General features: G+C 60.9%; 22 protein-coding genes, 2 pseudogenes and 1 riboswitch. Of the genes and pseudogenes, 13 read left to right on the top strand and 11 right to left on the bottom strand.

Annotated features, from left to right (window positions below):
* Positions 1-80: 80 nt before the first annotated feature.
* The 3 genes from B9A95_RS30265 to B9A95_RS30275 form a co-directional block, all read right to left on the bottom strand.
* Positions 81-554: a MarR family winged helix-turn-helix transcriptional regulator gene (locus B9A95_RS30265; RefSeq protein ID WP_170928878.1), complete on the bottom strand. Its 474-nt coding sequence runs from the start codon at positions 552-554 to the stop codon at positions 81-83.
* 286 nt (positions 555-840) lie between these two features.
* The gene (locus B9A95_RS30270) at positions 841-1,683 is read right to left on the bottom strand and encodes an IS3 family transposase (protein ID WP_084044985.1); all 843 of its coding nucleotides are present in this window, start codon (positions 1,681-1,683) and stop codon (positions 841-843) included.
* A gap of 6 nt (positions 1,684-1,689) precedes the next feature.
* Positions 1,690-1,989 (bottom strand): transposase, encoded by a 300-nt coding sequence (locus tag B9A95_RS30275; protein WP_084044986.1) that lies wholly within the window; start codon positions 1,987-1,989, stop codon positions 1,690-1,692.
* A 446-nt stretch (positions 1,990-2,435) separates the two neighbouring features.
* On the opposite strand from B9A95_RS30275, the pseudogene B9A95_RS30280 reads away from it, so the two are divergent.
* From B9A95_RS30280 to B9A95_RS30315, 7 genes and pseudogenes are all read left to right on the top strand, one after another.
* Positions 2,436-3,208: pseudogene (locus tag B9A95_RS30280) on the top strand (IS982 family transposase).
* Between the two features lie 959 nt (positions 3,209-4,167).
* A complete protein-coding gene (locus B9A95_RS30285) occupies positions 4,168-5,124 on the top strand; it encodes an aliphatic sulfonate ABC transporter substrate-binding protein (protein WP_084051314.1) in 957 nt (318 codons plus the stop codon).
* A 55-nt stretch (positions 5,125-5,179) separates the two neighbouring features.
* Entirely contained in the window at positions 5,180-6,544 is a 1,365-nt protein-coding gene (locus tag B9A95_RS30290; RefSeq protein WP_084051315.1) for an LLM class flavin-dependent oxidoreductase, read from the top strand.
* A gap of 139 nt (positions 6,545-6,683) precedes the next feature.
* Positions 6,684-6,815, top strand: a riboswitch (SAM riboswitch).
* 135 nt (positions 6,816-6,950) lie between these two features.
* Positions 6,951-7,925: a methionine ABC transporter ATP-binding protein gene (locus B9A95_RS30295; RefSeq protein ID WP_084051316.1), complete on the top strand. Its 975-nt coding sequence runs from the start codon at positions 6,951-6,953 to the stop codon at positions 7,923-7,925.
* Positions 7,922-8,578: a methionine ABC transporter permease gene (locus B9A95_RS30300; protein WP_084051317.1), complete on the top strand. Its 657-nt coding sequence runs from the start codon at positions 7,922-7,924 to the stop codon at positions 8,576-8,578. Before B9A95_RS30295 ends, B9A95_RS30300 begins: the two co-directional genes overlap by 4 nt.
* A 35-nt stretch (positions 8,579-8,613) precedes the next feature.
* Positions 8,614-9,384 carry a MetQ/NlpA family ABC transporter substrate-binding protein gene (locus B9A95_RS30305; RefSeq protein WP_084051318.1) on the top strand — a complete coding sequence of 257 codons (771 nt, stop codon included), beginning with the start codon at positions 8,614-8,616 and terminating at the stop codon, positions 9,382-9,384.
* A 1,247-nt stretch (positions 9,385-10,631) separates the two neighbouring features.
* The gene (locus tag B9A95_RS30315; protein ID WP_084051320.1) at positions 10,632-13,625 is read left to right on the top strand and encodes a PAS domain S-box protein; all 2,994 of its coding nucleotides are present in this window, start codon (positions 10,632-10,634) and stop codon (positions 13,623-13,625) included.
* Between the two features lie 213 nt (positions 13,626-13,838).
* Here the strand turns inward: B9A95_RS30315 and B9A95_RS30320 are convergent, their stop codons facing one another.
* The 8 genes and pseudogenes from B9A95_RS30320 to B9A95_RS37460 all read right to left on the bottom strand — a co-directional run bounded on the left by B9A95_RS30320 (position 13,839) and on the right by B9A95_RS37460 (position 19,763).
* The gene (locus B9A95_RS30320) at positions 13,839-14,180 is read right to left on the bottom strand and encodes a hypothetical protein (protein ID WP_084051321.1); all 342 of its coding nucleotides are present in this window, start codon (positions 14,178-14,180) and stop codon (positions 13,839-13,841) included.
* Positions 14,181-14,530: 350 nt separating this feature from the next.
* Positions 14,531-14,948 (bottom strand): annotated as a pseudogene (locus B9A95_RS30325) (transposase); the annotation flags it as partial.
* Positions 14,949-15,011: 63 nt separating this feature from the next.
* Positions 15,012-15,812, bottom strand: coding sequence for an IS21-like element helper ATPase IstB (gene istB / locus B9A95_RS30330; RefSeq protein ID WP_084046045.1), 801 nt, complete (start codon positions 15,810-15,812; stop codon positions 15,012-15,014).
* Entirely contained in the window at positions 15,809-17,095 is a 1,287-nt protein-coding gene (istA, locus tag B9A95_RS30335) for an IS21 family transposase (RefSeq protein WP_170928458.1), read from the bottom strand. The genes istB and istA overlap by 4 nt, the downstream gene beginning before the upstream one ends.
* 191 nt (positions 17,096-17,286) lie before the next feature.
* On the bottom strand, positions 17,287-17,817 hold the full coding sequence (locus B9A95_RS30340) for a plasmid pRiA4b ORF-3 family protein (protein WP_245808602.1): 531 nt from the start codon (positions 17,815-17,817) through the stop codon (positions 17,287-17,289).
* Positions 17,818-18,556: 739 nt separating this feature from the next.
* Positions 18,557-18,850 (bottom strand): transposase, encoded by a 294-nt coding sequence (locus tag B9A95_RS34880; RefSeq protein WP_212648433.1) that lies wholly within the window; start codon positions 18,848-18,850, stop codon positions 18,557-18,559.
* Positions 18,817-19,122 carry a transposase gene (locus tag B9A95_RS37455; protein WP_425429993.1) on the bottom strand — a complete coding sequence of 102 codons (306 nt, stop codon included), beginning with the start codon at positions 19,120-19,122 and terminating at the stop codon, positions 18,817-18,819. The genes B9A95_RS34880 and B9A95_RS37455 overlap by 34 nt, the downstream gene beginning before the upstream one ends.
* A 122-nt stretch (positions 19,123-19,244) precedes the next feature.
* Complete coding sequence (locus B9A95_RS37460; RefSeq protein WP_084051322.1) at positions 19,245-19,763, bottom strand: transposase; 519 nt, start codon at positions 19,761-19,763, stop codon at positions 19,245-19,247.
* Positions 19,764-19,860: 97 nt separating this feature from the next.
* Here B9A95_RS37460 and B9A95_RS36480 point away from each other — a divergent pair, with 97 nt between their 5' ends.
* The 6 genes from B9A95_RS36480 (at position 19,861) to B9A95_RS30365 (ending at position 24,902) form a co-directional block, all read left to right on the top strand.
* The gene (locus B9A95_RS36480; RefSeq protein ID WP_281255911.1) at positions 19,861-19,983 is read left to right on the top strand and encodes a hypothetical protein; all 123 of its coding nucleotides are present in this window, start codon (positions 19,861-19,863) and stop codon (positions 19,981-19,983) included.
* A gap of 1,212 nt (positions 19,984-21,195) precedes the next feature.
* Entirely contained in the window at positions 21,196-21,594 is a 399-nt protein-coding gene (locus tag B9A95_RS37465; RefSeq protein WP_425429994.1) for a DUF6463 family protein, read from the top strand.
* Positions 21,595-21,598: 4 nt separating this feature from the next.
* Positions 21,599-22,609, top strand: a complete 1,011-nt coding sequence (locus B9A95_RS34885) for an IS630 family transposase (RefSeq protein WP_212648434.1) — start codon at positions 21,599-21,601, stop codon at positions 22,607-22,609.
* 53 nt (positions 22,610-22,662) lie between these two features.
* The gene (locus B9A95_RS30355; RefSeq protein WP_084051323.1) at positions 22,663-23,301 is read left to right on the top strand and encodes a TetR/AcrR family transcriptional regulator; all 639 of its coding nucleotides are present in this window, start codon (positions 22,663-22,665) and stop codon (positions 23,299-23,301) included.
* Positions 23,298-24,419, top strand: coding sequence for an FAD-dependent monooxygenase (locus B9A95_RS30360; RefSeq protein WP_084051324.1), 1,122 nt, complete (start codon positions 23,298-23,300; stop codon positions 24,417-24,419). The genes B9A95_RS30355 and B9A95_RS30360 overlap by 4 nt, the downstream gene beginning before the upstream one ends.
* Positions 24,420-24,659: 240 nt before the next feature.
* Positions 24,660-24,902 (top strand): transposase, encoded by a 243-nt coding sequence (locus B9A95_RS30365; RefSeq protein ID WP_245808612.1) that lies wholly within the window; start codon positions 24,660-24,662, stop codon positions 24,900-24,902.
* Positions 24,903-25,536 lie beyond the last annotated feature (634 nt).

The following is a 25,536-nucleotide window of genomic DNA, read 5'->3' on the forward strand; positions in this document are numbered from 1 at the left end:
CAGTCCTTCACGCGCTGTTCCAACTTCATGGAGAAACGTGCGCGCTGTGGTGCAGGGGCTGGTGCCGGTCTCAATGGAAGTTAGGGATCCTCCGTTGCCTCAAGCTCTTGTGTCCAGCGTTGCAGTGACGTGACCAGCTGACCGCGCTCCTCGCAGAGTCCAGTGATATGCGCGCGGGCCAGCTGGTGCAGCAGATCCGTTCCACGTTCACTCAGGCGGATCAGGACCCGCCGGGCATCGGACGAATCCGGAACGCGCTCGATCAGCCCAGCGCGTTCCGCACGCTGCGTCAGTCCTACAGCACTGTTGTGGTTCAGATGCAGCGCAGCAGCCACCTCACCGACACTGAGTTGTCCGGACGGCGCTTGACTGAGCACGGCGAGCAGCGTGAACTGCCTGGGGCTGACGCCCTCCTCCGCCAAACAGTGGCGCGTGGCGTCACTGTATCTGGACAGCGCCGCACGGAACGCGGCGAGCGCAGCGAGGATGGAGGGCGGCAGGGGCTTGACGGCGGCCTGGTCGTGAAGGATGGTGGGGCCTCGCTTGGCGGGCATACACAAGCCAGCGTAGCAGCACGGCGTGTACACGCGTACCCCGCTTCCCAGAGGCTTTCTTTGTTTCATACGTAGTTAAACTGACACTCCCGTCGGGTAGCCGGGTGAGCCTTGCGGCTCACCCAGCCCCCTCAGAACCGTGCGTGCGACTTTCACCGCACACGGCTCAAGCCTTCAAGCCCTTATACCCAACCCGCTGATGGTGCGCGTGGTGGCACCAGCGATGCACAAGCATCCGGTTATCCAATGTGTGGAGTGAACCCAATCGAGCGGACCGCAGGGCAAGTCACATCTGGGCGGTAGTGTAGCGGGCGGCGAACTCGGCGGGTGGAACGTACCCCAGGCTGGAGTGCAGTCGGCGACGGTTGTACAGGTCCGCAATAAAGAACTCGATGTGTCGTCGAGCGTCGTCCAGATCGACGTATTCTTGCAGATCGACCTCCTCAGTCTTCAGGGTCTTGTAGAAGCTCTCCATTTTGGCGTTGTCATAGGGATTGCCTGTCCTGGACATACTTGGCGTGATTCCTGCGGACCGCAAGCGGTCCACGTACACCCGACTGGCGTATTGCACGCCCTGGTCCGAATGGTGCAGCAGACCGGGGGCAGGACAACGCGCTGCAAGCGCGTTGTTGAGCGCTGCCAGCGGTAAATCTGCGTCCAGAAACTTTGACATGGACCAGCCCACCACCTCACGGGTAAAACCGTCCAGCACGCAGGCCAGGTACACAAAGCCTTGGCGGACTCGCACGTAGGTCAGATCGGCTTGCCAGACCTGATCTGGCCGTACTGGGACGACTTCGCGTAGCAGATTTGGGAAGCGCTTCTCGTTGTGGTTGGAATCGGTTGTCGCCCGATAGCGGCGCTTCGGGCGGCAGAGCAACCGGCGTTCCCGCATGACTCTCAACACGCGCTTGTGGTTCACTGGGCGGCCTCGTCGGGCCAACTCGCGGGTGACACGCCGATATCCGTATCCGTCGAACTCCACCACTACGGCCTCAATGTCCTGGGACAACGCCTGATCGGCGTCCATCTCCTCCCGGCCCTGCTGTTCGTAGAACCACGAGCGATTAACCCCGTGCAGCTCACACAGACGACGCACCGACACCTCTTTTGGGCGCGCTCCGCGCATCCTCGATCATTTGGTGCCTTGTTTCGAGCGGTACGTCGCCAACGACTTTTTTAGGATTGTGTTCTCCAACGACAACTGCCCGCAAAACCGTTCCAACTCGGCGATTCGCTGTTCCAACGACTGGTCGGGCTTGGCCTGGTCGGTGAAAGCCATTTCCCCACGCACCTCGACCTCCTTCCGCCAGCGGTGGATCAGACTGGGCGAGAGAGCGTGTTCTCGGCAGAGCTGAGCGGTCGTCTTTTGACCCCCGTCAACTTGATTCACGATGTCGAGCTTGAACTCACGGCTGTGGGTACGTCCGGGCATACGGGCTCCTTCGGTGCCGTCAGCCTACGGGCTGACGGGGACGAAGTGCTTGGCCTCTTGGTCCGCTCCTAAGGGTTCAGTCCAGTGTTCTGTCCCCGCGTGTCTTGGCGTGACGTGATGGTCGTCCATGTCTTCCGCTGCAAGCGGAAGACGGCACAGACCACACTTGCCGTCCTGAAGGCGCAGAAGTTCCAACCTCTCCTTCTGGTGAATCTGCCGCGCAACGCAACGCTTCTGTCGGGCCTGCCAGTAATCCCGCAGTGTCGGATTGAAGGGCGATGATCGTTGTACGCGAGAATCCGGTTGCGTCAATGATCTCCGGAATTGACTTTCCTTTGCTTTTGAGCCAGATAATCTGCCAGCGGGAACGTTCAATAGGCTACGCCGTTTAGGGCTTGAGGCTGGGGTAGCCGAGTAGGACGGAGACGAGGAAAAATGGAGACGGTATCTGCAGATACCGTCTCCATCATAGTTTAGGTCGTCGTGCGGTGATTCGTCAGCTCCACCGTTGGGCGAAGCGGCACTTCAGCGATCTGAAGCGATTCAAGCATCAGAAGCTGACGGATGCCCTGCTCGTGGCCCTCTTGCTCGCTCGCTTCGTGTTCAAGCAGCCGTATCCCTCGATCTGGTGGAACATGTTGAGGGAAGACCGACGCGGTCTTCCCTCCTACACCCAGGCGTACATGCGAAGCGTACGTCTGCTGGACCGCCTCGAAGCCTTGGTCAGCCCCGCCAAACGCTGTGCAGAAGTGATCATTGACTCCATGCCGCTCCCGGTGTGTCGCCCGAAACGAGGGAAGCGGTGCAAGTTCCCGGGAGCGAAATGGGGGTTTGGGACCCAGGGCGACGTGTACGGGTACAAGCTGCATGCCTGGGTGACACCCGCAGGGGAGATCGTCCAGTACCTCCTCAAACCCGCCAATCTTCACGACACCATCGTCAGCTATGAGTTGAACCGGAGGTGGCCTGAGTTCGGCGGGCCAAAGATCATTGGGGACAAGGGCTATTGCTGCCTGGGCTACCTGTTCCCACCCAAGAAAACACCCGCTATGACAACGGGTGGCGGCAAGACCGCCACCCAAAGCTCCGCAAACGCATTGAAACCGTCTTTTCACAATTGGTCGAAGCTCAAATTCGCTCCGTTCAGACCAAAACGCTTCCCTCTCTCCAGCTCCGCGTCGTCCTGGCCGTCCTCGCCCACAACCTCGCTCAGCCCTAAACGGCGTAGGACGTTCGGCTTGGCGATACGCCACTTCAAGCTCTTCAGATGTATGGTGCGGAATCAAGGCTGCAGCTCTCATATTCCGAACTCACCTTAATTCCGCATAATGGTACTCCGTTGACTGGCGGGAACCTGATGGATGGCGCCCGTGTTTCTGGGGTCAGCGCGGTACGGAAAGGGTGGGAATCCCCCGTGTTCTTCGCCAGCACTTTCAGACCCAACGGAGTACCATTATTGGTACTTCGTTGACTGGCGGGAACCTGATGGATGGTGCCCGTGTTTCTGGGGTCAGTGCGGTACGGAAAGAGTGGGAATCCCCCGTGTTCTTCGCCAGCACTTTCAGACCCAACGGAGTACCAACAATACGAAATTAAAGTGATTTTCACCTTTTAGCGCCTGAGAGCCATTCCGCACCAGGCCTTCATAGACGAGTTTTACAGCCTCATCATCGACTTTGCCCATACGAGAATCACTTTGGTCTCGTATAAGACCGTCAAGAGGCTTCCACCTTGTGTGGCGCTTCACGCCAGAGCCTTTTCCTCCCACGACTTTAGTCGCGGGTCTCCAAGGCTCAAAGATGAACAGGACTCCATTATAGTTGACAACCTTTGTAAACTAGTCTACGTTAACGCCAACCCAGAAAAGGGCCAGTCCACACAGCCGCTGGTGCTGCTTTCGCCCAGCGCACTGTCGCCAGGAGACCCATGATGAAGCCTCCACTGCCCCTTGGTTCCATGCCGTTACCCTCTGTTCCAGCCTGTTGCCGCTGTTGAGCGGAACCTGAACGATTTTCCCGGCGCTGCTGCGCCGCTTGACCCGCTGCGTTGCGCCCAGGTGCCGTGACGCCGTTACTTGGGCGTCACACCGACTCCTGCGCCGAACCCCGGGGGAGTACCCGTTCCGCTGGGTCGTGGCAGCCTTGTTCTACCGTTTCTCAGTTTCAGTCAGGAGCTACCGTGTCTACCCTCTCCCGGGCACTGTTACTCGGTGCCGCCCTCACCCTGACCCATCAAGCCCAGGCGGCCACCATCTTCAACATCGGATACCAGAAGGGTGGTCTGCTCGCGCTGCTCAAAGCGCGGGGAACGTTGGACCCGGCCAAAGCACAGGGAATCGAGTTCAAATGGAGCCTGTTCACCGCGGGTCCTCCACTGCTGGAGGCGGCCAACGCCGGTGCGATCGACTTTGGCTCGGTCGGCGACACGCCTGGCGTGTTTGCGCTGGCGGGAGGAGCAGACCTGAAGTACGTTGCCGTGACGGAGGCGCAAAGTGATACCGCGTCGGCCATCATCGTTCCCACCAACTCTCCCATCAAAACGGTCGCCGACCTCAAGGGAAAACGCATCGGCCTGGCCCGGGGATCAAGCGCCCACTTCTTCGCCTACCGGGCTTTGAAAGCCGCGAAGCTCACGTTCAACGACGTCACCATCGTTTCCCTGCTGCCGCCGGATGCGCGCCCGGCGTTCGAAAGCGGCACCATCGATGCCTGGGTCATCTGGGAGCCGTTCCTGACCACGGCCCTGCAAGCCACCAAAGCGCGCGTGATCCGCGATCTGAAAGGGCTGGGGCGCTCAAACAGCTACTTCCTGGTGCGCAGCAAAGTTACTCAGGACGCGGAGAAGCGGCGTGCCCTGCAATACCTCCTGCGTGCCCTCGATCAGACTGCCGATTGGGCCAACAAAAACCAGGCAGCGGTAATCACCCAGATCAGCGAGGAACTCGGCCTTCCCCGCAGCGTTGCGGCGGTGTCCGTTCCCAAATCCATGCCCTTCAATATCCGCCCTTTCCGGCCTTCGGACTCCGTGCCGCTCCAGCGTCTGGCCGATACCTTCTACGAGATCAAGATTCTCCCCACCCCCTTGAAAATCGACGCCACCAGGTATGTGCCCCTGAATTTCACGGCAGACCGCTAACCCTCCCCGTCCGCACCCGCCCAGCGGTTGCGCAGGCACATTCAGGAGAACACCCATGACCCGCTCCACCCCACAACACATGAAGCTGGGCGCGTTCCTCATGACGGACGGCCACCACATCGCGGCGTGGCGGCACCCCAGTGCTCCGGCCGACGCCCACGTCCGCTTCGATCATTTCCGGAACCTTGCCCAGAAAGCGGAAGCGGCCAAATTCGACTCCATTTTCTTTGCCGACTCTGTTGCCGCCTCCGTGGACGGTGACGGCGTCTTCAGCCACACCTCGCGGGGCGCGCATTTTGAACCCGTCACCCTGCTTTCTGCGCTGGCCGCCGTCACGTCTCACATCGGCCTGATCGCCACCCAGACCACCACCTACAACGAGCCGTACCATATCGCACGCAAATTCGCCTCACTTGATCAGATCAGCGGTGGACGTGCCGGATGGAACCTCGTGACGTCGGCCAACAGTCGGGAAGCGTTCAACTTCAATCGTGACGAGCACCTGCTCCACGCGGACCGTTATGACCGGGCCCGCGAGTTCGCACAGGTGGTCCTGGGCTTATGGGACAGCTGGGAAGACGACGCTTTTCTTCGGGACAAGGACCGTGGGCTGTTTTCTGATCCTGGCAAGGTGCACGTCCTGAACCATGAAGGCGTTCACTTTAAAGTCCGGGGACCGCTGAACGTCGCGCGCTCTCCTCAAGGCCGCCCGGTCATCGTGCAGGCGGGCTCTTCCGAAGATGGTAAAGAACTGGCGGCGGCCACTGCCGACGTGGTGTTCACCGCTCAGCAGACGTTGCGAGACGCCCAGGCGTTCTACGCCGATCTTAAAGGGCGGCTCAGAACGTACGGCCGGCAGCCGGAGGACTTGAAAATCATGCCGGGCGTCCTGCCCTACGTTGGCCGGACAGAACAGGAAGCGCGGGACAAGTTTGAGAGGATTCAGTCGCTGGTGCTGCCCAAGGTGGGTCTGGCACAACTCTCCAACCTTCTCGGGGTGGACCTGACCGGGTACGACATTGACGGTCCGCTGCCGGACCTGCCCCTTACAAACAACAACCGCAGTCGGCAGCAACTCCTGATCGCGCAGGCCCGGCGGGACAACCTCACCGTCCGTGACCTGTACCTCTTCGTCACGGGGGGGCGGGGGCACTGGCAGCTGGTTGGGACGGCCGAGCAGATCGCCGATGAGCTCGAAGAGCGCTTTGTGAAGGGTGGAGCAGACGGTTTCAACGTGATGGGCCCCGTGCTCCCGGCAGGACTGGACGACTTCATTGAGTTGGTGGTGCCTGAACTGCGGCGGCGGGGCCTGTTTCGTTCTGAGTACGAGGGCCGCACCCTGCGAGAAAACCTGGGGCTGCCTTACCCACACCACCCTGCGGCCCGGCAACAGCGTGAAGCGCAACTGGCCCTCACCTGATGGCCCTGCTTCCGGCTTGCCTTGTCCCCGAGCAGACCGGGAAGCATTGAAGCAGCGTTCGGCGCGCAGGCCATCACCCTTTGGTTGACACTTCTGGTCATCTGCTTTAGATTCCTCGTCGGCCTGTTTCGGCGGGCCACCTTTATCCAGAGCGGCGTAGGGATCTGGCCTGAAGATCGCCGCAGCAACCGGCCCTCATCGCGGCACCCGGTGCTCCGCCAGCCCGCACGCGCCAACGATGGCTTTACATAGGCGGCGGGAACGATAAGGGAAGGGTGTTCCTCTTTGCAGGTTCCAGCGGACAAGCCTCAAGGCGCGTCCCCTTCCACGAGCTCAAGCCCCGGAAGGGGACGCGCCGTTTTGCGTTCCCTGCCCACCCCGATCCTGCCAGAGGAGGCCCCTCCCCGTGACGCCAAACGTCACTCCGCCCCCCGCCCTACACTTTGAACAGGTGCGAAAAACATACCCTGGTCAGGTCACTCCAGCTCTGCGCGATCTGAACTTCACCGTCCCACGAGGCAGTTGCACGGGCATTATCGGACGCAGTGGAGCGGGTAAAAGCACCCTCGTTCGGCTCATCAGTGGGCTCGAAACGCCCGATGCTGGCCGTCTCTTCGTCCAGGGTCAGTCCATGGCTGGGCTGAGCTCCAGAGCCCTGCGGCAACGCCAGGTGCGGACCGGCCTGGTCTTTCAGCACTTCAACCTGCTCACGCAGAGGACCGCCCTCGGCAACGTCACCCTCCCGCTGGAACTGCTGGGTGTCCCCCGCGCCAAGCGTGAAGCGCGTGGACGCGACCTGCTGGCGCAGGTCGGCCTGGGCGACTACACTTCCCGTTACCCAGCGCAACTTTCTGGAGGGCAAAAGCAACGGGTCGGGATCGCCCGCGCGCTCGCGACTGATCCTGACCTGCTTCTGGCCGACGAAGCCACATCGGCCCTGGACCCGGAGACGAGCGCCGGCATCCTGACCCTGCTCACCGACCTGCAAAAGGACCGCAACCTCACCCTGGTCATCGTGACCCACCAGATGGAAGTCGTGCGGGCGGTTACCACGCACGTCGCCGTTCTGGACGCCGGCGTGCTTGTGGAAGCGGGCGAAACACGCCACGTGCTCAGTTGCCCTCAGCACGCCGTGACCCGCGCGTTGCTGAATGCCCACCGTCCGGAAGTTTCGCTGGAAAACGGTGAGCAACTCCGCCACCTCACGCTGCCGGACCTTAGCCCCCGTACCCTGAACGCCCTTGCGGGGCTGGGCGCGCGCATCGTGCAGGCCCACGCGCATCCGAAGGGGGTAGATGCCTGGCTGGCCCTGCCTCAAGGGGCCGCAGACGTGAACCGGCATCTGGACCGCAGCGCACACCTGGTCGAGGTACCCGCATGAACTTGGCAGCCCTCTGGCCCCTGCTTTGGCAGGCCACCCTGGATACGTTGTGGATGGTGGTGCCCGCCGCGTTGGTGGCGCAACTGCTGGGAATGGTCTTGGGCGTCTTTCTGACCCTGACGCGTCCTGGCGGTCTGCTCCCCCAGCGGCTGCTCCACCGCGCACTGGACGCCGTGGTGAATGTCGGGCGCAGCCTGCCTTTCATCATCCTGCTTGTGCTGCTCATTCCACTGACGCGGCTCCTGACCGGCACCAGCATCGGTTCCACCGCGGCGATCGTGCCGCTGACCGTCGCGGCCATCCCTTTCGTCGCCCGCCTGGTGGACGGCGCGTTACGGGACGTTTCCCAGGGCGTGGCGGACGCCGCGCGCGCCATGGGAGCCACCACCCCGCAGGTGGTGTTCAAAGTTTTGTTGCCCGAAGCCCGTCCGGCCCTGATCTACAGCTTCACTGTCATGCTCGTCAGCCTGATTGGATACAGCGCGATGGCCGGTGCCATTGGTGGCGGCGGCCTGGGTGACCTGGCCATCCGTTATGGCTACCAGCGCTTCGAAACGGGCGTCATGATCGCCACCGTCACCGTGCTGCTTCTGCTCGTGCAGGGCGTGCAGTGGGTGGGTGACCGCGCCGCCTCCCGCAGCGACCACCGTTAAATACGTTCTCAACCTTTTCTCCAAGGAGTGCCGCTATGCGACTGACGCTGCCCCTGTCCGCCCTGATCCTCGCTTCCACGGCCTCTGCTGGAACCCTCCGGGTCGGAGCCACCCCGGTTCCCGCAGGAGAACTGCTGGAATTCGTCAAGCCCATCCTTGCCAAGCAGGGGGTGGAGCTGCAGATCCGTGAATTCAGCGACTATGTTCAACCCAACGTCGCGCTCGGCGAAGGCAGTCTCGACGCCAACCTTTTTCAGCACACGCCTTATCTGAACGCCTTTCAGCAAAATCGGCCGCTGAACATCGTGCCGGTACGGGGCGTCTATCTACCCCCACTGGGGCTTTACAGCAAGAGGGTTGCCAAGGTCACCGAGCTTCGCAGCGGGGCGACCATCGCCATCCCCAATGATCCCAGCAACGGTGCCCGGGCCCTGCTGCTGTTGGAACGGGCTGGACTGATCCGGCTGAAGCCCGGCGCAGGTGTACGGGCGGGCCTCACCGACATTGTCAGCAACGTCAAACGCCTCAAATTCCGCGAACTCGAAGCAGCCCAGTTGCCCCGCTCCCTCCAGGATGTGGACGCGGCGATCGTCAACGCGAATTACGCTCTGGACATCGGCCTGAGCCCAACGAAGGACGCTATTTTTCACGAGGAGCGCAACAGCGTCTACGTCAACGTCCTGGCCACCACCCGGAACAAAGCTCAGAATCCGGACATTCTTAAACTCGCCGCGGCGCTCACGAGTCCCGAGGCCAGGGCGTGGCTCCTGAAAAAATACAGCGGTAGCGTCATTCCTGCGTTCTGAGCGCGAGAACAGAAGGGATGCGGGATGTTGGAAAAGCCGGAGATCCCCATCGCTGCCGTGCGGCCGCACCCAACGGCCCTGCACTTTCTCCTGTTCTTGTACCTGGGCGGGACAACAAAGGACGTCAGCAAGGCGACCGGTGGAGGCCCGTGGGACTTGGCGCATGGGGGAGAATGGCGCCGCGCGTGGAAGGACACCCCTCACGGCTCCATCTCCCCATGCGCATTCAAGTTCGCTCGCCGGGCTCGCTCAAAAAGAAGTCCTCTTTTTGACGCGTGCTCTAAACGATCTCCTGGGCTGGGGCAGATATACAAAAAGGCGGGGCCTTCCAGCCTGCCTGCCGCACCTTGGCAGGCGCATCTCCTAATACGGGTTGCGGGTGTGGAGGGAAGCAAACCGGCGGTCTTCCAGTCTGTTAAGGAGTATACGGAACCCGTTATCTTTCCTTCTCGCTCTGCTTGGATTGAATCGCTTCGCAAACGACTCAATCGGAGTCCGTACACGGTTCGGGCACGCTCGTCATACCAGGCAGCGCGTCTGGCCTAAGCGCCCTGCTCCTGCCAGGGTTCGCTGGTGACCACTTCCGTCCACTGGCGTTGTGTCTCCTCACTCAAATGCGCCCGAACGTCTTTGAAGGCCGCTTCCAGTTGCCAGCGCCGAACGAAGTCCTCCTGGACGGGGCCTGTCTCCAGGTTCAGGTCGGTGCACCGCAGACTTCCTTTTTGGATCACGCGTGAGTACCCAGTGAACAGGAAGGGCGAGGAGGCGCGCGCGATGCCAGGGCGCCATTTGTGACGCCCACTCAACCTTTCGGTCCGTCTCACCGGATCATTGGGCCTGCTGCCGGCGGGTGCAACGCCCCACCGCGTCGCCGCACCCGGTTGGTGACCCCAGGGTGTGATGTTGCAAGGCAGTGGGGCCGGGGTGCACTGGGGGCGATGGTGTGAATACCCGATGGCTGGGTCGCCCTCCCGAGACTACTGGACGGACGCTCGCGCAGACCGTGCGTTGCGTTGTGACGTGCACGGCGACACCCTGGAATCAGAAGAGACGTTAAAGGCCCTGCCCTTACGTGCGTCGCCGGGGCATCTGCACGGCTGTACTCTGCATTCCATGGGAGAGTGGAGGATTCTGGATCAGGGTCAGTCCGACTGGTACTCGGAAGAACTTTCTCTTGATGGCAATCGCAGAACAACATCCTTCAAGGAGGGGAGACGCCGGGTCCTTCAGAATGTTCGGAGGGCGTTGTGACCCTCCGCTCCACACCTTCGCCGGCCCCCCAACTTATGACGCAGGCCCTGGAGGCGTGTGTGGTGGGCGCGGTGATCACGGATGCCCAGGCGGAAGACCATCCCATTATCTACGTGAATCCGGCGTTCGAGCGCCTCACCGGCTATGGGTCGGCGGAGATCCTGGGGCGCAACTGCCGTTTTCTGCAGGGCCAGGACCGCGATCAACCGCCCCTGGAAGCCATTCGGCGAGCGCTGGCAGAGGGGCGGGGGACCACAGTCGTCCTGCGCAATTACCGCAAGGACGGCCTGCTGTTCCTCAATGAGGTGACCCTCAGCCCCGTACGGGATGAAATGGGCACGGTGACGCACTTTGTGGGATTCCAGAGCGACGTTACGCCGAGCGAAGAGGCCGTGGCGGGCAAGGCACGGGCGCAAAGGACGCCCACCTCCACGCTCGACCACATGGCTGACGGCTTTGCCTCGTTCGATCCGGACTGGAACTTCACCTCTGTCAATGACGCTGTGGCCACCCTCTCGGGCCACGACCGCCACGAGCTGATCGGCAGATCCCTCTTTCAGGTGTTTCCGGAGGCGCTGCACCGGCCCATCGGCCGGGCACTGCAACGTGCCCGGGCTTCCGGATTGCCGCAGCGAGAGTTGACCTTCCTCCCTGAGGTGGGCCGGTGGCTCGACGCGGTGGCTTACCCAACGGGGAACGGCGTCTCGCTTTTCACCCGTGATGTCAGCGAAAGCCATGACGTCCAGGAAAAGCTGCGGCTGAGTGAGGAGCGCTTCTCGAAGGTCTTTCAGGCCAGTCCAGTCGCCATCGCCATCAGTCGGCTGCGGGACAACCGGTTTTTGGATGCAAACCCCGAATTCCTGGCGCAAAGCGGCTATGCGCTCGAGGAGGTGATCGGACGGACCTGGGAAGAACTGGGCCTCTCCATGCGCCCCGAAGACCTCCGGAAGATTGAGGAGGGGCTGACGCAGCGGGGTGAGGTGCGAAACCTCGAGCTCCGGATTCGGTTGAGATTCGGCGAAGAACGTGACAACCTCCTCTCTGTCGTTCCCGTAGAGATTGCTGGAGAGGCCTGTACCGTCAATCTCATCCACAACGTGACGGAGCAGAAGCGGGCACAGCAGGCGCTGCTGGAGAGCGAGCAGCGTTACCGGCGGACCGTGGCGGAGTTGCAACGCACGCTCGATATCTCGCTGGACATGATCACCACCATCGATGCCGAGGGCCGCTTCATGACGGTTAGCGCCGCCTGTGAGCAGATGCTCGGCTATCTCCCGGAGGAACTGATCGGCCGGCGGTCTCTGGAGTTCGTGCATCCTGAGGACCGCGCCGCCACAGTCAGCGAGGAACGGAGCGTCGTTCAGGGCCGAACGACCACCGCATTTCAGAACCGCTACCTGCACAAGGACGGGCGCGTCGTGTGGCTGGAATGGGCCGCGGTCGCCCTGCCTGGCGACCCCCTGCTGTACTGCGCGGCACGGGACATCACCCAGCGCCGCGCCGCCGAAGAGGACCGGGCATACCTCGCTGCCATCGTTGAGGCGAGCCAAGACGCCATCATTGGCATCTCCCTGGAGGGCCAGATCCGCTCATGGAACACTGGGGCGGAGCGCAAGTACGGCTACCCCGCGGCGGAGGCCATTGGTCAACCCCTGACCCTGATCAGTCCCCCGGAATACCAAGACGAGCAGCTGCAGATGTTCAGGCAGGTGAAGGCGGGTCAGCCCGTCGAGCCCTTTGAATCCGTACGGGTGACCCGGGATGGACGGCGCATCTACGTTCTCGCAACCTTGTCCCCCATCGTGGACGCTTCCGGGCAGGTGGTGGGGGTGTCCAAGGTCTTGCAGGACATCACGGCACGCAAGGCCACGGAGGACCAGATCCGCAACCTGAATGAGGGGCTTCAGCAGCAACTGCGTCATCTCACCGGTCTGCGGGAGGTCGACCGTGCCATCGCGTCGAGCGTGGACCTGCCCATCACCCTGGGCATGGTGCTGGAAAATGTCAGACGGCAGTTGAATGCCGATACTGTGACCATGCTGCTGCTCAACCCTCACACCCTGACCCTGGAGTGTGTAGACCTTCACGGGCGGTCCAGCGCCGCACTTCAGGGGTCCAGCGTGAAGATGGGCCAACCTCTGGCCGGTCAGGTGGCCCTCAGTCGCCAGCCCATGCGGATGCCGGATCTCCGGGAAGTGGGAACTGCATCAGGGTGGCTCGAGACGCTCGTGCAAGAAGGGTTTCGGGCCTACTTTGCCGTGCCGGTGATTGCCAAAGGAAAGGTGCTGGGCGTCATCGAGGTGTTTCACCAGGATCCGGTCACGCTCACATCTGCCCACTGGGAGATGCTTGAGATGCTGGCCGGGCAGGCGGCCATCGCCGTGGACAACGCCCGCCTCTTCGAGGAGCTGGAGCGGCGCAACCTGGAGCTGCGTCTGGCGTACGACGAGACCATTGAGGGCTGGGCGCGGGCACTGGACCTGCGCGACAAGGAAACCGAGGGGCATTCTCGACGCGTCACCGAAATGACAGTCGATCTGTGCCGACGCCTCGACGTCTCTGCCGAGCAGCTCGTCGACATTCGCCGGGGGGCGCTGCTCCACGACATCGGAAAAATGGGCATTCCGGACGCCATTTTGCTCAAGCCTGGAAAGCTCACGGATGGGGAATGGGTGGAGATGAAAAAGCACCCGGGCTACGCGGTAGACCTGCTCTCACCGATCCGGTTCCTGCGGCCAGCGTTGGACATTCCGCAGTACCACCACGAGAAGTGGAATGGCACGGGTTACCCGGCAGGTCTGCGGGGCCAGCAAATTCCTTTGTGGGCCAGAGCGTTTGCCGTGGTAGACGTGTACGACGCGCTGACCAGCGACCGCCCCTACCGGGCCGCCTGGACCAGGGAGAGGGCCCTACAGCACCTTCAGGCGGAGGCCGGGACCCATTTCGATCCCCAGGTGGTCCAGATCTTTCTCCAGATGCTGGGGGGCTGATGCCGGAGGAGGTGGCTGCGCAAGGGCTTGGCTGAACGTGGGAAAGAGCGCCAGGTTCTCCCGCGGTACTGTCTGAGATGGCGCAGCTGGTCAGCACACCTGCCTGATACAGTTCCCGGCTAATCCGTTACAATCCCTCTGCTGCGCAGCTTCGCAAGTCCACTTCGCTCCGGTGATTCCACTCCTCTCCGTCACTGTCCACTACGTGAGGGTCTACATCGGTGCAAGCAGCAACAGCGAGCCCTTCCCACTGAGGTTGTTGAACACCGACACGATGTAGGCATTCACCTGATTGGTCGTGAACGTGGCGCTGTCGTGGGCCCAGGGATCAATCTGCTTCCACCCCTTGTACGCGCTCAGCTTGGCTTGCGTCTTTGCCTTGGGCAGGGCGCTGGTGGCGCAGAGGGTGCCTCCCACGCCGAGCTTGCCGGGGCACTTGATGGCCTTCGTTCCCGTTTGCTTGGTGAGGGCTTGGAAAAGGGTTGGGAGCGGTTTGTTCATCGCTTGAGTCGTTCCCATTGAGGTGAGAAGTGCAGCGAGGAGCAACTTCTTCATGCCACTTCCTCAGGCTTCGATCTTGATCCAACAGCGCACGTCGTCGAAGTACATGATTCACTCCTGAGGTGTGCCAAGAGCGCGACGAGAATGCTCCCGATAGGCAGGAGCCGGTCCCAGGGAGCTGCCAGATCAGGCAGCATGATCAGAAGCCACTTCCAGAAGGTCAGGCGCTCTTGCATGGCTCCAACTCTATGGCAGGAGAGGGGGAACGCAGGTAAAAATGCGCATCCGCCCGGTGAACTGGCGCATCCTCCGCCTACCTGAAGGTGGCCAGGACCTTACCCGCGCCGCCCGCACCTCCACCGAAGCGTGGTTAGGCCTGCCCCGATGATGCGTAGCTGGAGCTCAGCGGCTGTAGTTAGGCGTTCGAACGCACAGGGCGTCAAGTACCCGAGGGCGGAGTGGCGGCGCTAACGGTTGTAGAAGACCTCAGTGAACTCGAACACGGCTTGCCTGGCGACTGTGCGGGTCTCGAAGATGGTCTCCTCGAGCGGCCAGCAACTCCCGTTTTAGAGCGCTGAAAAAGTTCTCCACGACGGCATGATCTTGGCAATCCCCTTGGCGACTCATACTGCCCCTGGTCCGCAAGCAGGCCAATTCTTCCTGAAAAATCTGACTGGCGTATTGACTCCCTCGGCCGCTGTGATGCAAGAGACCAGGTGGAGGAAGACGGCGCTCAGCCACCTTCTGAAGAGCTGTCAGCGGCAGGGTAGCGGGCATCTGAACGTCCATTGCGTAGCCGACCACCGCTCGGGAGTGCAGGTCGTGTCAATGGCGCAGTAAAAGTGATCACTTCCGGCGGAATAATTTTGACCACTCCCCCTGTGTTCAACGGCGCTTCACCTCCTGACCCGTCTCGCCGATCCCCACCAGTGCGCTGGGGAACAACCCAGATTTCTTCTTCTCCCGCAGGCGATATGACTCCCCCTTGATGTTCAACACGTGGCTGTGGTGCAACAGTCGGTCCAGAATGGCGCTCGCCACTACCGGATCTCCCAGCACTTCGCCCCAATCAGCAAAGCCCTTGTTCGACGTCAGGATCACGCTGCCCCGCTCGTACCTCGCAGCGATCAAGCCGAACAGGGCATTCGCCGCCAGGCGGTCATATGGCCACACGCCAAATTCATCGATCACCAGCAGCTTCGGCTTCGCGTAGTACCGCAGTCGATATTCCAGCCGATTCAGGGCCTGCGCTTTGCGCAGGTCCTCCATCAGTTGCCCAGCCCGCACGAACAACACGCTCTCCCCTTGTTGGATGGCCGTCATCCCCAGCCCGACCGCCAGATGCGTCTTCCCGACTCCCGGCGGTCCCAACAGGATGACGTTCTGACCATCTGCTGCGAACGACAGGGTTCCCAACTCCTTGACCAGCCGCTTGTCCACGCTCGGCTGAAAAGCAAAGTCGAACTGGTCCAGGGTCCGCAAAAAAGGCAGGCGGGCCTGTTTCAGCCGCTTCGCACGGCTGTCCTCGTCCCGGGCCATGACCTCGATGCGCAACAGGTCTGCCAGAAAATCCGCGTACGACAACTCTTTCTTAGCTGCTGCGTCCAGGCGGCTCTCCAGCAAGCTTGCCGCATGCGGCAAGCCCAACGCTTCCAGCTCCTCCCGGCAGCGTTCGACGACCATCATGCTTCCTCCTCCCGAAAGACAGTCGCCAACACCTCTTCCAGCGTCGCCGTGGTGCCGACTGCGACCAGCGCGTCGTACTCAGCCAGGGACCGCTGTTCGACCTCCATCTCCGGCAAGCCTTCGGTCTGGGATGCCAGTAAGGCGCGCCGCCGTGGTGCATCGTCACCCGGTACAGGCAGGCCGTCGTACTGCGCTTCCACCAGGAAGCGCGCTCCTCGCTGGGCGGACCGTGGATGGACAGCAATCCGGGTGGAACCGCTGAACACCTGCACTTCCAGGTTGTTGGCCTGCACGTCGACGGTCTGTCCGGCATAGCGCCAGGGGACGCCGTAGAAATTCCCACCGTACGATACGAACCCGTCCCAACCGACTTTGCGGGGTTCCCGCACGAACACCGATAAAGATTCCAGTGAAGGTAAGGGTCTGAAGGCAGGCCGTTCCACCACAAGTCGCTCGCAGGGCTTTTCGCGGGTGGTACCGTGGGTTCTGACGTTCGCCACATGGTCAAGCCAGTGCCTGGCTTGACGGTTGAGATCGGCATCGTCCACGAACTTCGCGCCTAGCCAGAAGTTCTTCTCGACGTACCCGACGCCGCTCTCCACCTTGCCCTTGGTGCGTGGTCGGTAGGGGCGGCAGAGCCGAATGGCAAAGCCAAGCCGCAAGGAGAAATCCAGGAACTGGGGATTCCAGACCGGCTGACCGGCCTCGTCGCGTTCCAGCACAACCTGCTTGGTGTTGTCGTACAGGATGGTCTGGGTCATTCCGCCGAAATAGGCGAACGCGTTGAGGTGGCACCGGATGAAGCTGGCCGTGTCGGCCTTGCGGATGAACTCGACGTACAGCGCGCGGGACCATCCCAGCACCATCACGAAGGCCCAGATGGACCGGGTCTGCCCCTCCAGGTTGATGTAGCTGTACCGTCCGAAATCGACCTGGGCCTGTTCCCCTGGATCGGTCTCGAAGCGAGTGGTGACACGGCTGGCGGACACATGTGTCCGCCGAAATGGGCGCACGAAGTCCTTGACCACCGTGTACTGCCCGTTGTATCCCCGCTCCTGGACCTCGCGGAACAGCACCACGGCGCTCAGCACACCCTGCTCAATTCGACCGGTGAGGTAGGGGATGTGCGAATCGAGCTTGCTTCCCTTCTTGCGACGCGATTTGGGTTGGGGTAGGCCGGGATCTCGCAGGTACTTCTTGACGGTGTTGCGGCTCAGGTCAAGTTGACGGGCGATCCCACTGACGGTCTGACCAGCGGCCTTGAGTTCGATGATGCGTCGCACCTGTGCGCCTCCGAGCATGTAGACCTCCGATTCGCGATGAATCGTAGGCCGGAGAGGTCTCCTTCCTCGGAGTGGTCAAATTTGTCCCGCCCTTCCTGGTCATTTTTATCCCGCCATCGTCAGTCGAGCGTGACAGCCGGGTAGAGCCAGCCTTCTATTGTCGGCAGGTATCTCAGATACTGTCGGCCAATTCAGGACTTGGGCAACCGCAGTCTGGGTAGCCGTGCGTTTGCTTCTTTCAGGTCGAACTGCTCAGGGTCCCATGCTCCCCCCACCCAGGCGAGCCGCTCGTCGTACTCCGGATGAGTGGAATCGTCCAGGATTTCAAGCAACTCTACGTACCCCCACACGCCGCCGCAGTCCTTCGGCGGACAGGCGTGTTCTCCTGCAAGAACCCTGGGTTGCCGATCCTCCGGATCGGCGGGCAACACTTTCTCCAGCGCGGCCCGATGCAACTGGGAGTCCCCAAAGTCGTACAAGTACTCCAATTTGGCCCGTACCTGGTCGAACACCTCGTACAAACGCCGTCGGCCCGCAATCTCCCGCTGATCCTGACTAAAGCTGTGCAAGTGATAATTCTCCCAGCCCATCGCGCCTTGAATCACGCCGTGCAGCCCGGCAAACGTCGCGTTCGCGGGAACCGCGACGCGACGCCAGATCGCTGGACGCAGGCCCTGGAGCGTGATCTTCAGCTGCAGCAAGGCCTCTGGCGTTACCGGCACGCTGCTCACCTTTGTAGACGTTCTCGTGGTCACCGTCGTCTCCTGTTCCCCGGCTTTGACCGTGCAACACACTGGGTTGTGAGCCTCCAACCCCTAAGCTCGACTTTGGCCATTGAGAAAGTCAGGCCGCATAACAAAGGACGTCTGCGAGGCGGTCGATGAAGGCCCGTGGGACTTGAACGATCTCCTGTTCTGGGACAGATGTACGAAAAGTCGGGACCTTCCATAACGCTCGCCGAGGTTCGGCGAGCGCATCTACGAAAGTGGGTAGGGTCTTGTCGTACCGAGCCGCCCGCCTGACCCAAACCCCCTGCTGCTGCCAGCGTTCGTGAGCCGTCAGGGTTACCAGCGAGAACAATCCCAGCAGAGCTGGGGTTGTCCGAGCAATGGCCAGGTCTGTCCACTGGCGTTGCGTCTCTATACCCAAATGAGCCCGAGCTTCTTCGAAGGTCACTTCCAATTGTCAGCGTTGAACGAAGTACTCCAGGATGTGGACGGGCTCCAGGTCCATGTCCTGCGTTGCATATTTCCCTTTTGGATCACGAGTGAGGACCCAACGAACAGGAAGAGCAGGGAGGCCAGTGTGGTACCAAAGTGCCGTGTGTGACACGAGCTCGATCTCTCGATTCGCTTCGCCATACCAGCGGGTCACTCGGATGCGCTGCCAGCGAGTCTCAGGATGGATCTGAATCGAGGCCAGGGTGGGAGGGCGTTTGCCTTTTAACCTGGGGCGGCCCATCTAGCCGGCTTGACGTTCGGGCGCGGGTTCGTAGAGAGCGGCGTCCAGACGCAGTCGGGTGCAGGCCCCCGTGATGGGATGACCTTGGCGGAGGTCGTGAAGCCAGGCTATCGATGCGTAGGCGCTGTCAGCCACGACGATCAGCTCACGTCCAGGACACCAGCGTTGAACGAGGCGCAGCATCTGCCGTGCCCAGTCCAGCAGGGTTTTGTGCCGATGTCCACGTTGCTGGTGGTACCGCTCTGACGGCACGAGAGCCGTCAAGAACGGTAAGGCCCAGATGCGTTGTGCCATGGAACAGGAGTCAGCAACATCAGGCTCAGCCAGCGAAGACCACTGGCTTTCACAAAGTGACCATGGCTGGAACGAACGGGATCGCGGTAAATGCCCTTGGCGCTGATTTTTACGCCCGTTCGACGTTCAATGGTGTCGTCTAAACCGAGGACAAGCGGTACAGTAGGGACAAAGGTGGTGACCAACAACCCCAGCAGGACGCGACTGGCGTGGAGGCTCGACCAACGGGCTCGGTTCATCTGGGCGGTGGTACGTGCTGACCCTGGAATCATCAGCCAAACCCAAGACGCTTAAGGCAGCCGTGACCGTTCGTTTGCCAGGTGCCAGGAGGGTGCCGATGATCAGCTGTTGGACCTGTGGCCAGGTTCTGCGAGAGAACACCGGTGCAAAGGCATCAACACTGCGAGTGAACCACTGAGGCAGAGCTCACATGCTCAAGTCTGACAGGGACCAACAGCACCCTGTTGCCCCCAGCAATGGCCAAAGTCGAGCTGAGAGCCTGTCCGGAAGACCTTTTGAGACGAGCAACGGGGGCAAGTTTGCGCCAGGTGATGAGGCAAGCGGTCAACTCGACAAAGCCGAGATAGAGGTCTTGCCGCTTCTCCCAGCGCGTCTGGAGGCGACGGAAACGGTTGAACCAACTGTGACCCACCTCAACCACCGGCCGCCGAGGTGGGTGCCGTTGTGGATCACCAGGAGCAGGAATGGGCTGAGCGGCCGCCGATGTCTTGGGGATGTGCGCGACCAGACCTTGATCCATGGCCAGTTGACGACACGCAGGCGTGTCGTACCCACGGTCCAGCAGGAGACGGCGCTGTTCCTGCTCTACAGGAGCAGCAACGACGACAGCATCGGGGGGCCCGCTGAGCACCGTGCTGTCATGTTGATTGGCACCCAGCCGGGGGTTCTTCATTCCCCACCGTCCCTGGCGCAGTGGGGTTTCTGCTACCGAGAGAAAAGATAAGGGCTGCCACGGGACCAAACTGAAGAACGGCGACTACACTCCCTTTATGAAGCGTTCCTTCCGGAAGTTCCGCTGGCGACTGGGCCACAGCGGCGCCTTGTGGATGCCGCTCCTGGCGGTTGGAGTGGTGGTGGTCACGCTCTTGATCATGCAATTCCTCATCCGTTAATCCCCGGCGCTCCCACTCATCCCGCTCAGGCTCCGGCCCTGGGTAGACTTTTGCTTAACTTGGCAGGTTGTCCTTTATCCTGCTTACAGTACAATTCCACTTAACCTGTAAGATCCATGTATGAAGTAGATCGATAGAATTACCTCCTTATGAAGAGAAAGCCCAAATTAGCAACAGCTGTTAAAACGTCTGACAAGCTCTTTACAGCCGGGATTTTTCTTGGTATTCCTCTAATAAGTACAGGTATCGTGTATTTGCTGTTGTGACATTTACTTTCGAAATAATAGTGCTTTGCTTACTTTTACCTCGCTCCGCGCGGGGTTTTTCATTTCGCCTGTCACGCGCCGTATGACTCTTGAATCATGCCCAACCTCGCCCTCTTCCTGCCCAGATCTACCCCGCCCCTGGGCAGTTCGTCATGCCGGGAGAAAAGAGGCCACCCAATGGTTTGGCGTCCCAGCAGCGTTGCTCGTGCTGGGCATGCGCTAGTCATGGAGCTCGTGCTACGTAGAAACGAGGAACCCCACCCCTCGGCGCACACGAAGGTGGGGCCTTTTTCGCCTACAGGGTGGGGAAGGAATTGTGCGTAACTCGTGCGTAGTACGTGACGAATAGGGGAGGGTCAGCATGGTGGAGGACGGTATAACTGTTCCTGAAAAACACTGTCCTGAGCGTAAGAGGCGGAACAACCTGGAAGGGGACAGCGGACGTTTTAGGCCCCCGTTAAGCGCAAGGTCCCTGGTCTGCCTCGGGCTGGTAAGCCGAAAAAGGCGTCCCACTACCAGGATGGCTTTTCGCGACCTTTCAACATCATTTGCACAGCCCAGAGCCATTGAGGTGCCATGACGATTTCGGTGAATCAACAGGTTGACCGAAATGGAGCGAGCAGGCAAAACGGTAATGGAAAGGCGTGGAGTTGCCGGAGCGAAACCGAGGAGATGTAACGGATTATCCGGAAACACATTATTCCTCCGTGGCTCTGGATCAAGTGGGCTTGAAAAGCGTTGCCGAAGAGTGGACGTTTGCTCACAGCCGGGAACCTGGGTGGAACAGATGGATGTACGCCCCTTCCTTCATGCGGCGGACCACACCTTCCCTTCCGCTTCCGGGACATTCCACTTTCCTCGGACCACCTTGGCTGTTAATATGAACGTGTTCAATTTAGAGCATGTTCGAAAGGAGCGATAACAGATGATAGTCTGGGCTGGACGAATGTTGATCGTGGTTTCCCTGGTGCACCTGCTGCTTGCGCTGGGAAACGTCCTGCTCCACCTGCCTGCCCTCACCCTGGGTGCATTTTGGGAAGCTCTCGACCCTTCCTTAACGCCCGCGCCTTCTCGAGGACAAGTGGCGTGCTGGAGCACGTTCGGGAGTTTTGCCTTTCCGGAGCTGTTCTGGGGTTGGCTCCTGATTCGGCAGTCCTCTTTGTCGCCTGCTGTTGCCCGCCAGTGTGGGGGGATGCTCCTGGCCTTGACCCTCTGTCAGGTCGCGCTTGTTCCCATAAGCGGGTTTTGGCTTAACCTTTTGCCTGCCGCTTTAATACTCGTCGCCAGCTTACCAAGTCGCCGGCTTATTGATACCGGCTTGAATCGGAGACGAGTGGTAGGCTGAGGTCATGGTGCAGGTCTGGCGACCCTCAAGGCTGAGCCGCGCGCAACTCGAAGAACGACGGCTGTATGTGCAGCAACTTCTCCAGGATCCTGAAGTGACCGACCGCGTCATCGCTGAGACCGTCGGTGTTGCGGAAAGTACGGTCAGGACCTGGAAACAGCGACTCCGAGAACGAGGCAGTCTGGAGGCGACGCGGGCCACTGGTCCTCGGCGTCGCCTCACTGCTGAACAACTCAAGCAGCTCCAAGCCCTACTCGAGGCGGGTTCGAAGGCCGCGGGGTATAAGGATGAGCGCTGGACAACCTCCCGCGTGCGGGAGGTGATCGGGGTGCAATTTGAGGTGTGGTACCACGTCGATCACGTGAGGAAGGTACTCCATCAGCTGGGCTGCCCTCCTCAGAAGCCCGATCCACGCGCGATGGAGCGTGACGAACAAGCCGTTCAGACTTGGGTGCAGACCGTCCGACCCGAGTTGGAAAAAAAAGTCGCTCAGGGCGCAACCCTGGTCTTCGTTGACGAGAGTGGCTTCAGCCTGAAACCCACGGTCACGCGGACTTGGGCTCCACGTGGCCAGACTCCCATCATTCACGCCAAAGCCGGGTGGGACAAGCTCTCTACCCTGGGTGCAGTGACGACCCGTGGTCAATTTCTGCAGCACACCATACCAGGAGCCGTTCGAGGACCTCAGGTGCTGGCGTTCTTTGAACATCTGCTCCGACATATCAAAGGCGACTTGATCGTCGTCTTGGACAACGCTCGCATTCATCATACAAAGGCCCTCAGAGCCTTCGTTGAGCAGCAACAGCGTCTCACCATCCAGTACCTGCCCCCATATGCCCCGGAGCTCAACCCGATCGAGCACCTTTGGGCCTATGTCAAAGGGCACCTGCTCGGCAATTTCTGCCCCAAAGACCAGGGCGAATTGAAAGATCGCTTGAACTTCGCCTGGCGTCGCCTTCGCGCCTCACAACTCCCCGCCAAGCTCACCCATGCCTATTGCTCGTCTCAAACCTAAGCCGGTATCAATAAACGTGCATCCACCCAAGTTGAGGGCTCCTGGGGGTCCCAGTGACTGACGGCCTGGCTATCACTCGGCGGGAACGGCACAAGCAGGAAAAACTGACCCGGATTCAGGACTCAGCCTGGCGGCTCTTCACCGAGCAGGGTTTTGAAGCAACGACCATCCGTCAGATCGCTGACCAGGCAGATGTCGCCACGGGAACGGTCTTCTCGTATGCTGCTGATAAGGCAGATCTGCTCCTGATGGTCTTTCATCACGCCATCGCGCGCACGCGTACGCACGCCTTCACGCCCGAACTCTTCGACCATCCCCTGGATCAAGCCCTGTTCCTGGTCTTCCAGCCCTTTTTTGAGCTTTACCGCAACCACAGGGGACTGGCTTCAGATTTCATCCGCATTGTGCTGTTCCATCAGGGACCCTGGCGGGACCGCGAGTGGCAACAGGTTCAGGAATTTCTGCAGCAACTTGGTGATCATCTTCAGGAGCGTCAACGCCGAGGGGAATTGAGGACAGGAGTGGACATGCATGCCGCCGCGTTCAGCATCTTTGCGCTTTATCAGGCCACCCTGGTAGGTTGGCTTACGGGAGGGGCGCCCTATGAAGCGGCCCAGCAGCGTTTCCGGGAAGTGGTTGAATTGTACCAGTATGCACTGCTGAACCCGCCCTTCACCAGCAGGCCTGGATGACGCGGCACGTTCTGATTGTGGGCGCTGGGATCAGCGGCCTGACCTTGGCACAGGCCCTTCAGCAGGCTGGAATTCAGGTCACGCTGATTGAGAAAGTCGCTGCCTTCCGGCCCGTGGGGGCGGGCCTCATCCTGAGCGTCAATGCCCTGCAGGTCTTGCAGCGACTTTCCCTGATGGAGGGGCTGCAAGACGTCGGTCGGCAATTGACAGGTGCTGTACTGACCGACGTCCTGGGCCGTCCCCTCCAGACGCTTCACTATCCGGAATACGGGAGTGCTGTTGCCCTCCACCGGGCTGACCTCCAGGCGCGTCTCAGTCACGGCCTGCAGCAGGACATCCGATTTGGAACAACAGTGGGGGCCATACGGCAGCGTCCTGGAGGCGTCGTGGTGACGCTCAGCGATGCGAGTGTGCACTCGGTGGACTGCGTAGTGGGTGCCGACGGAGTGCACTCCGCGATCCGACAACTGACTTTTGGGGACGTCGGCCTCCGCTATGCCGGGTATACCAGCTATAGGTTCGTGACCCAGACAGAATGGGAGGGAACGACCGCGGCCGAGATGTGGGGCCGGGGCCGTCGATTGGGGTTGGTGCCCTTGAGCGGCAACCGCGTCTACTGCTATGTCACCGCAAATGCTCGGGAAGGAGCCACAGAGCTGGTCGGAAACAGTGTGGACGCGCTGCGGGCACTCTGCCGCGACTTTCAGGGTCCAGCCCTTGGGATGTTGAAAGTTCTTCCGGCGACCACGCCAGTTATCCGGACCGATATTCACGAGGTCAATCTGAACGACTGGGCTCAGGGTCACGTGGCCCTTATCGGAGACGCAGCCCACGCAATGACGCCAAACCTCGGTCAGGGAGCTGCCATGGGGATCGAGGACGCCTTCGTCCTGGGAAGGGCGTTGGCCTCAGGGCGTACGGTGGTTGAGGCTCTCAAGACGTACGAGCGTCTCCGCCAGCGCCGCGTAAGGAAGATTCAATTGGCATCTCGTCAGATGGGCCTGTTGGGACAACTGGAATCGCCCTGGCTCAGTACTGCAGCCAGAGTGCTGATGCGCGCCACACCGCCGGCACTCTCTCAGAGGGCCACCCGCGCCCTGCTGACCTTTCCAAGCTGAGGCCAGCTGCACTGACGTACGAAAGGACATCATCGAAAACGAGTTGACCGTGGAGGGGCGCAAACTTGTGACTTCAGTCATGAGGCAGTCCTTCTCGCCTCAAAGGGTCGACTGAGAGCGAGAGCTTTCGCTCTGATTGAGCGGCATATGCTACCGTTCGCTCGGAGATGAAAAGGGTCGCGGCCACGTCTATAGACTCGAGTACCACCTCATCAGAAGAACGTGGCCAAGGACCTTTCTGTGGCGCAACAGTATGGCAAAACCCTTGTCCCCATAAGCCCCTTCTTTCCCTCCTCGTCCCTTTGCCACGACTGCGGCTCCCAAAACCCCGCCGTAAAGGACTTGGCCCTGCGGAAATGGACATGCCCGAATTGCGGAGAGATAGAAGTGGAAAATTGCTGGCAAGGATTTGGGCGTGCTGCTCCAGCAGACCACGCGGACTGCGGCCATCCACCGGGCGCAAGTGTGGCCGCACCTGACTGAGGAGGAGGGCACCCCGGTGGGTGCGAAGGCGGGGACACTGGAATGGCCCAGTTTTGCGGACGCTGATCACCCGCGGACTTTACCAACTGATTGGCACGGGTCCCAGGCCGAAGACCATAGCACCCAAACTGGAGATGCAGGGTTACAACGGCGGCAGCTTGGTCCCCACGGAGATGGCAGAGGGAGAGGTTGTAACGGACGGGGGCGCTTCACGGTGAGCGCCTGTTGGCAGCCGGAGGTGGGTATGACAGGCGTCCGACGAGGCAGGGACAGGAGCAAGAAACGCGGCAAAGCATAGATCTACGGCCGACACATCTGCATCATCCCGAAGTGTCCCGTTGATACCGGAGGTTTTCGCGTTTCCTCTCCTCGAACATTCCGGACTTCCTAGAGTGGGGGATGTGGACGTGAAGTTGCCCTCTTTTACGGACTTTACTCCTGGGCGTCTCGAACGTGGCTTCCCCCGTGTGCCTGCCGGCGTGCGTCACGAGAAGCGGCTGAAGGGTTCGGTGCTCGAAGCACTGCCGTCACCGGACGACTGGCCAGATGAGCTTGCCGAGGAAGGCTGGCGAGGGGGATTGCACGCGGTAGCAGCCGTTGTGAACCGCCCACTGCGTAGCCCCGGAGCCGATTC

This window comes from Deinococcus hopiensis KR-140, from assembly GCF_900176165.1.
Lineage (GTDB): Bacteria > Deinococcota > Deinococci > Deinococcales > Deinococcaceae > Deinococcus > Deinococcus hopiensis.

Coding starts and splice junctions, on each gene's coding strand:
- B9A95_RS30305 (WP_084051318.1), top strand. CDS start 8,614: ATGCGACTGACGCTGCCCCTGTCCGCCCTGATCCTCGCTTCCACGGCC.
- B9A95_RS30265 (WP_170928878.1), bottom strand. CDS start 554: ATGCCCGCCAAGCGAGGCCCCACCATCCTTCACGACCAGGCCGCCGTC.
- B9A95_RS37465 (WP_425429994.1), top strand. CDS start 21,196: ATGTTGATCGTGGTTTCCCTGGTGCACCTGCTGCTTGCGCTGGGAAAC.
- B9A95_RS30300 (WP_084051317.1), top strand. CDS start 7,922: ATGAACTTGGCAGCCCTCTGGCCCCTGCTTTGGCAGGCCACCCTGGAT.
- B9A95_RS34885 (WP_212648434.1), top strand. CDS start 21,599: ATGGTGCAGGTCTGGCGACCCTCAAGGCTGAGCCGCGCGCAACTCGAA.
- B9A95_RS37460 (WP_084051322.1), bottom strand. CDS start 19,763: ATGAAGAACCCCCGGCTGGGTGCCAATCAACATGACAGCACGGTGCTC.
- B9A95_RS30360 (WP_084051324.1), top strand. CDS start 23,298: ATGACGCGGCACGTTCTGATTGTGGGCGCTGGGATCAGCGGCCTGACC.
- B9A95_RS30290 (WP_084051315.1), top strand. CDS start 5,180: ATGACCCGCTCCACCCCACAACACATGAAGCTGGGCGCGTTCCTCATG.
- B9A95_RS30320 (WP_084051321.1), bottom strand. CDS start 14,180: ATGAAGAAGTTGCTCCTCGCTGCACTTCTCACCTCAATGGGAACGACT.
- B9A95_RS36480 (WP_281255911.1), top strand. CDS start 19,861: ATGAAGCGTTCCTTCCGGAAGTTCCGCTGGCGACTGGGCCACAGCGGC.
- B9A95_RS30275 (WP_084044986.1), bottom strand. CDS start 1,989: ATGCCCGGACGTACCCACAGCCGTGAGTTCAAGCTCGACATCGTGAAT.
- istB (WP_084046045.1), bottom strand. CDS start 15,812: ATGATGGTCGTCGAACGCTGCCGGGAGGAGCTGGAAGCGTTGGGCTTG.
- B9A95_RS37455 (WP_425429993.1), bottom strand. CDS start 19,122: ATGATTCCAGGGTCAGCACGTACCACCGCCCAGATGAACCGAGCCCGT.
- B9A95_RS34880 (WP_212648433.1), bottom strand. CDS start 18,850: ATGGCACAACGCATCTGGGCCTTACCGTTCTTGACGGCTCTCGTGCCG.
- B9A95_RS30270 (WP_084044985.1), bottom strand. CDS start 1,683: ATGCGCGGAGCGCGCCCAAAAGAGGTGTCGGTGCGTCGTCTGTGTGAG.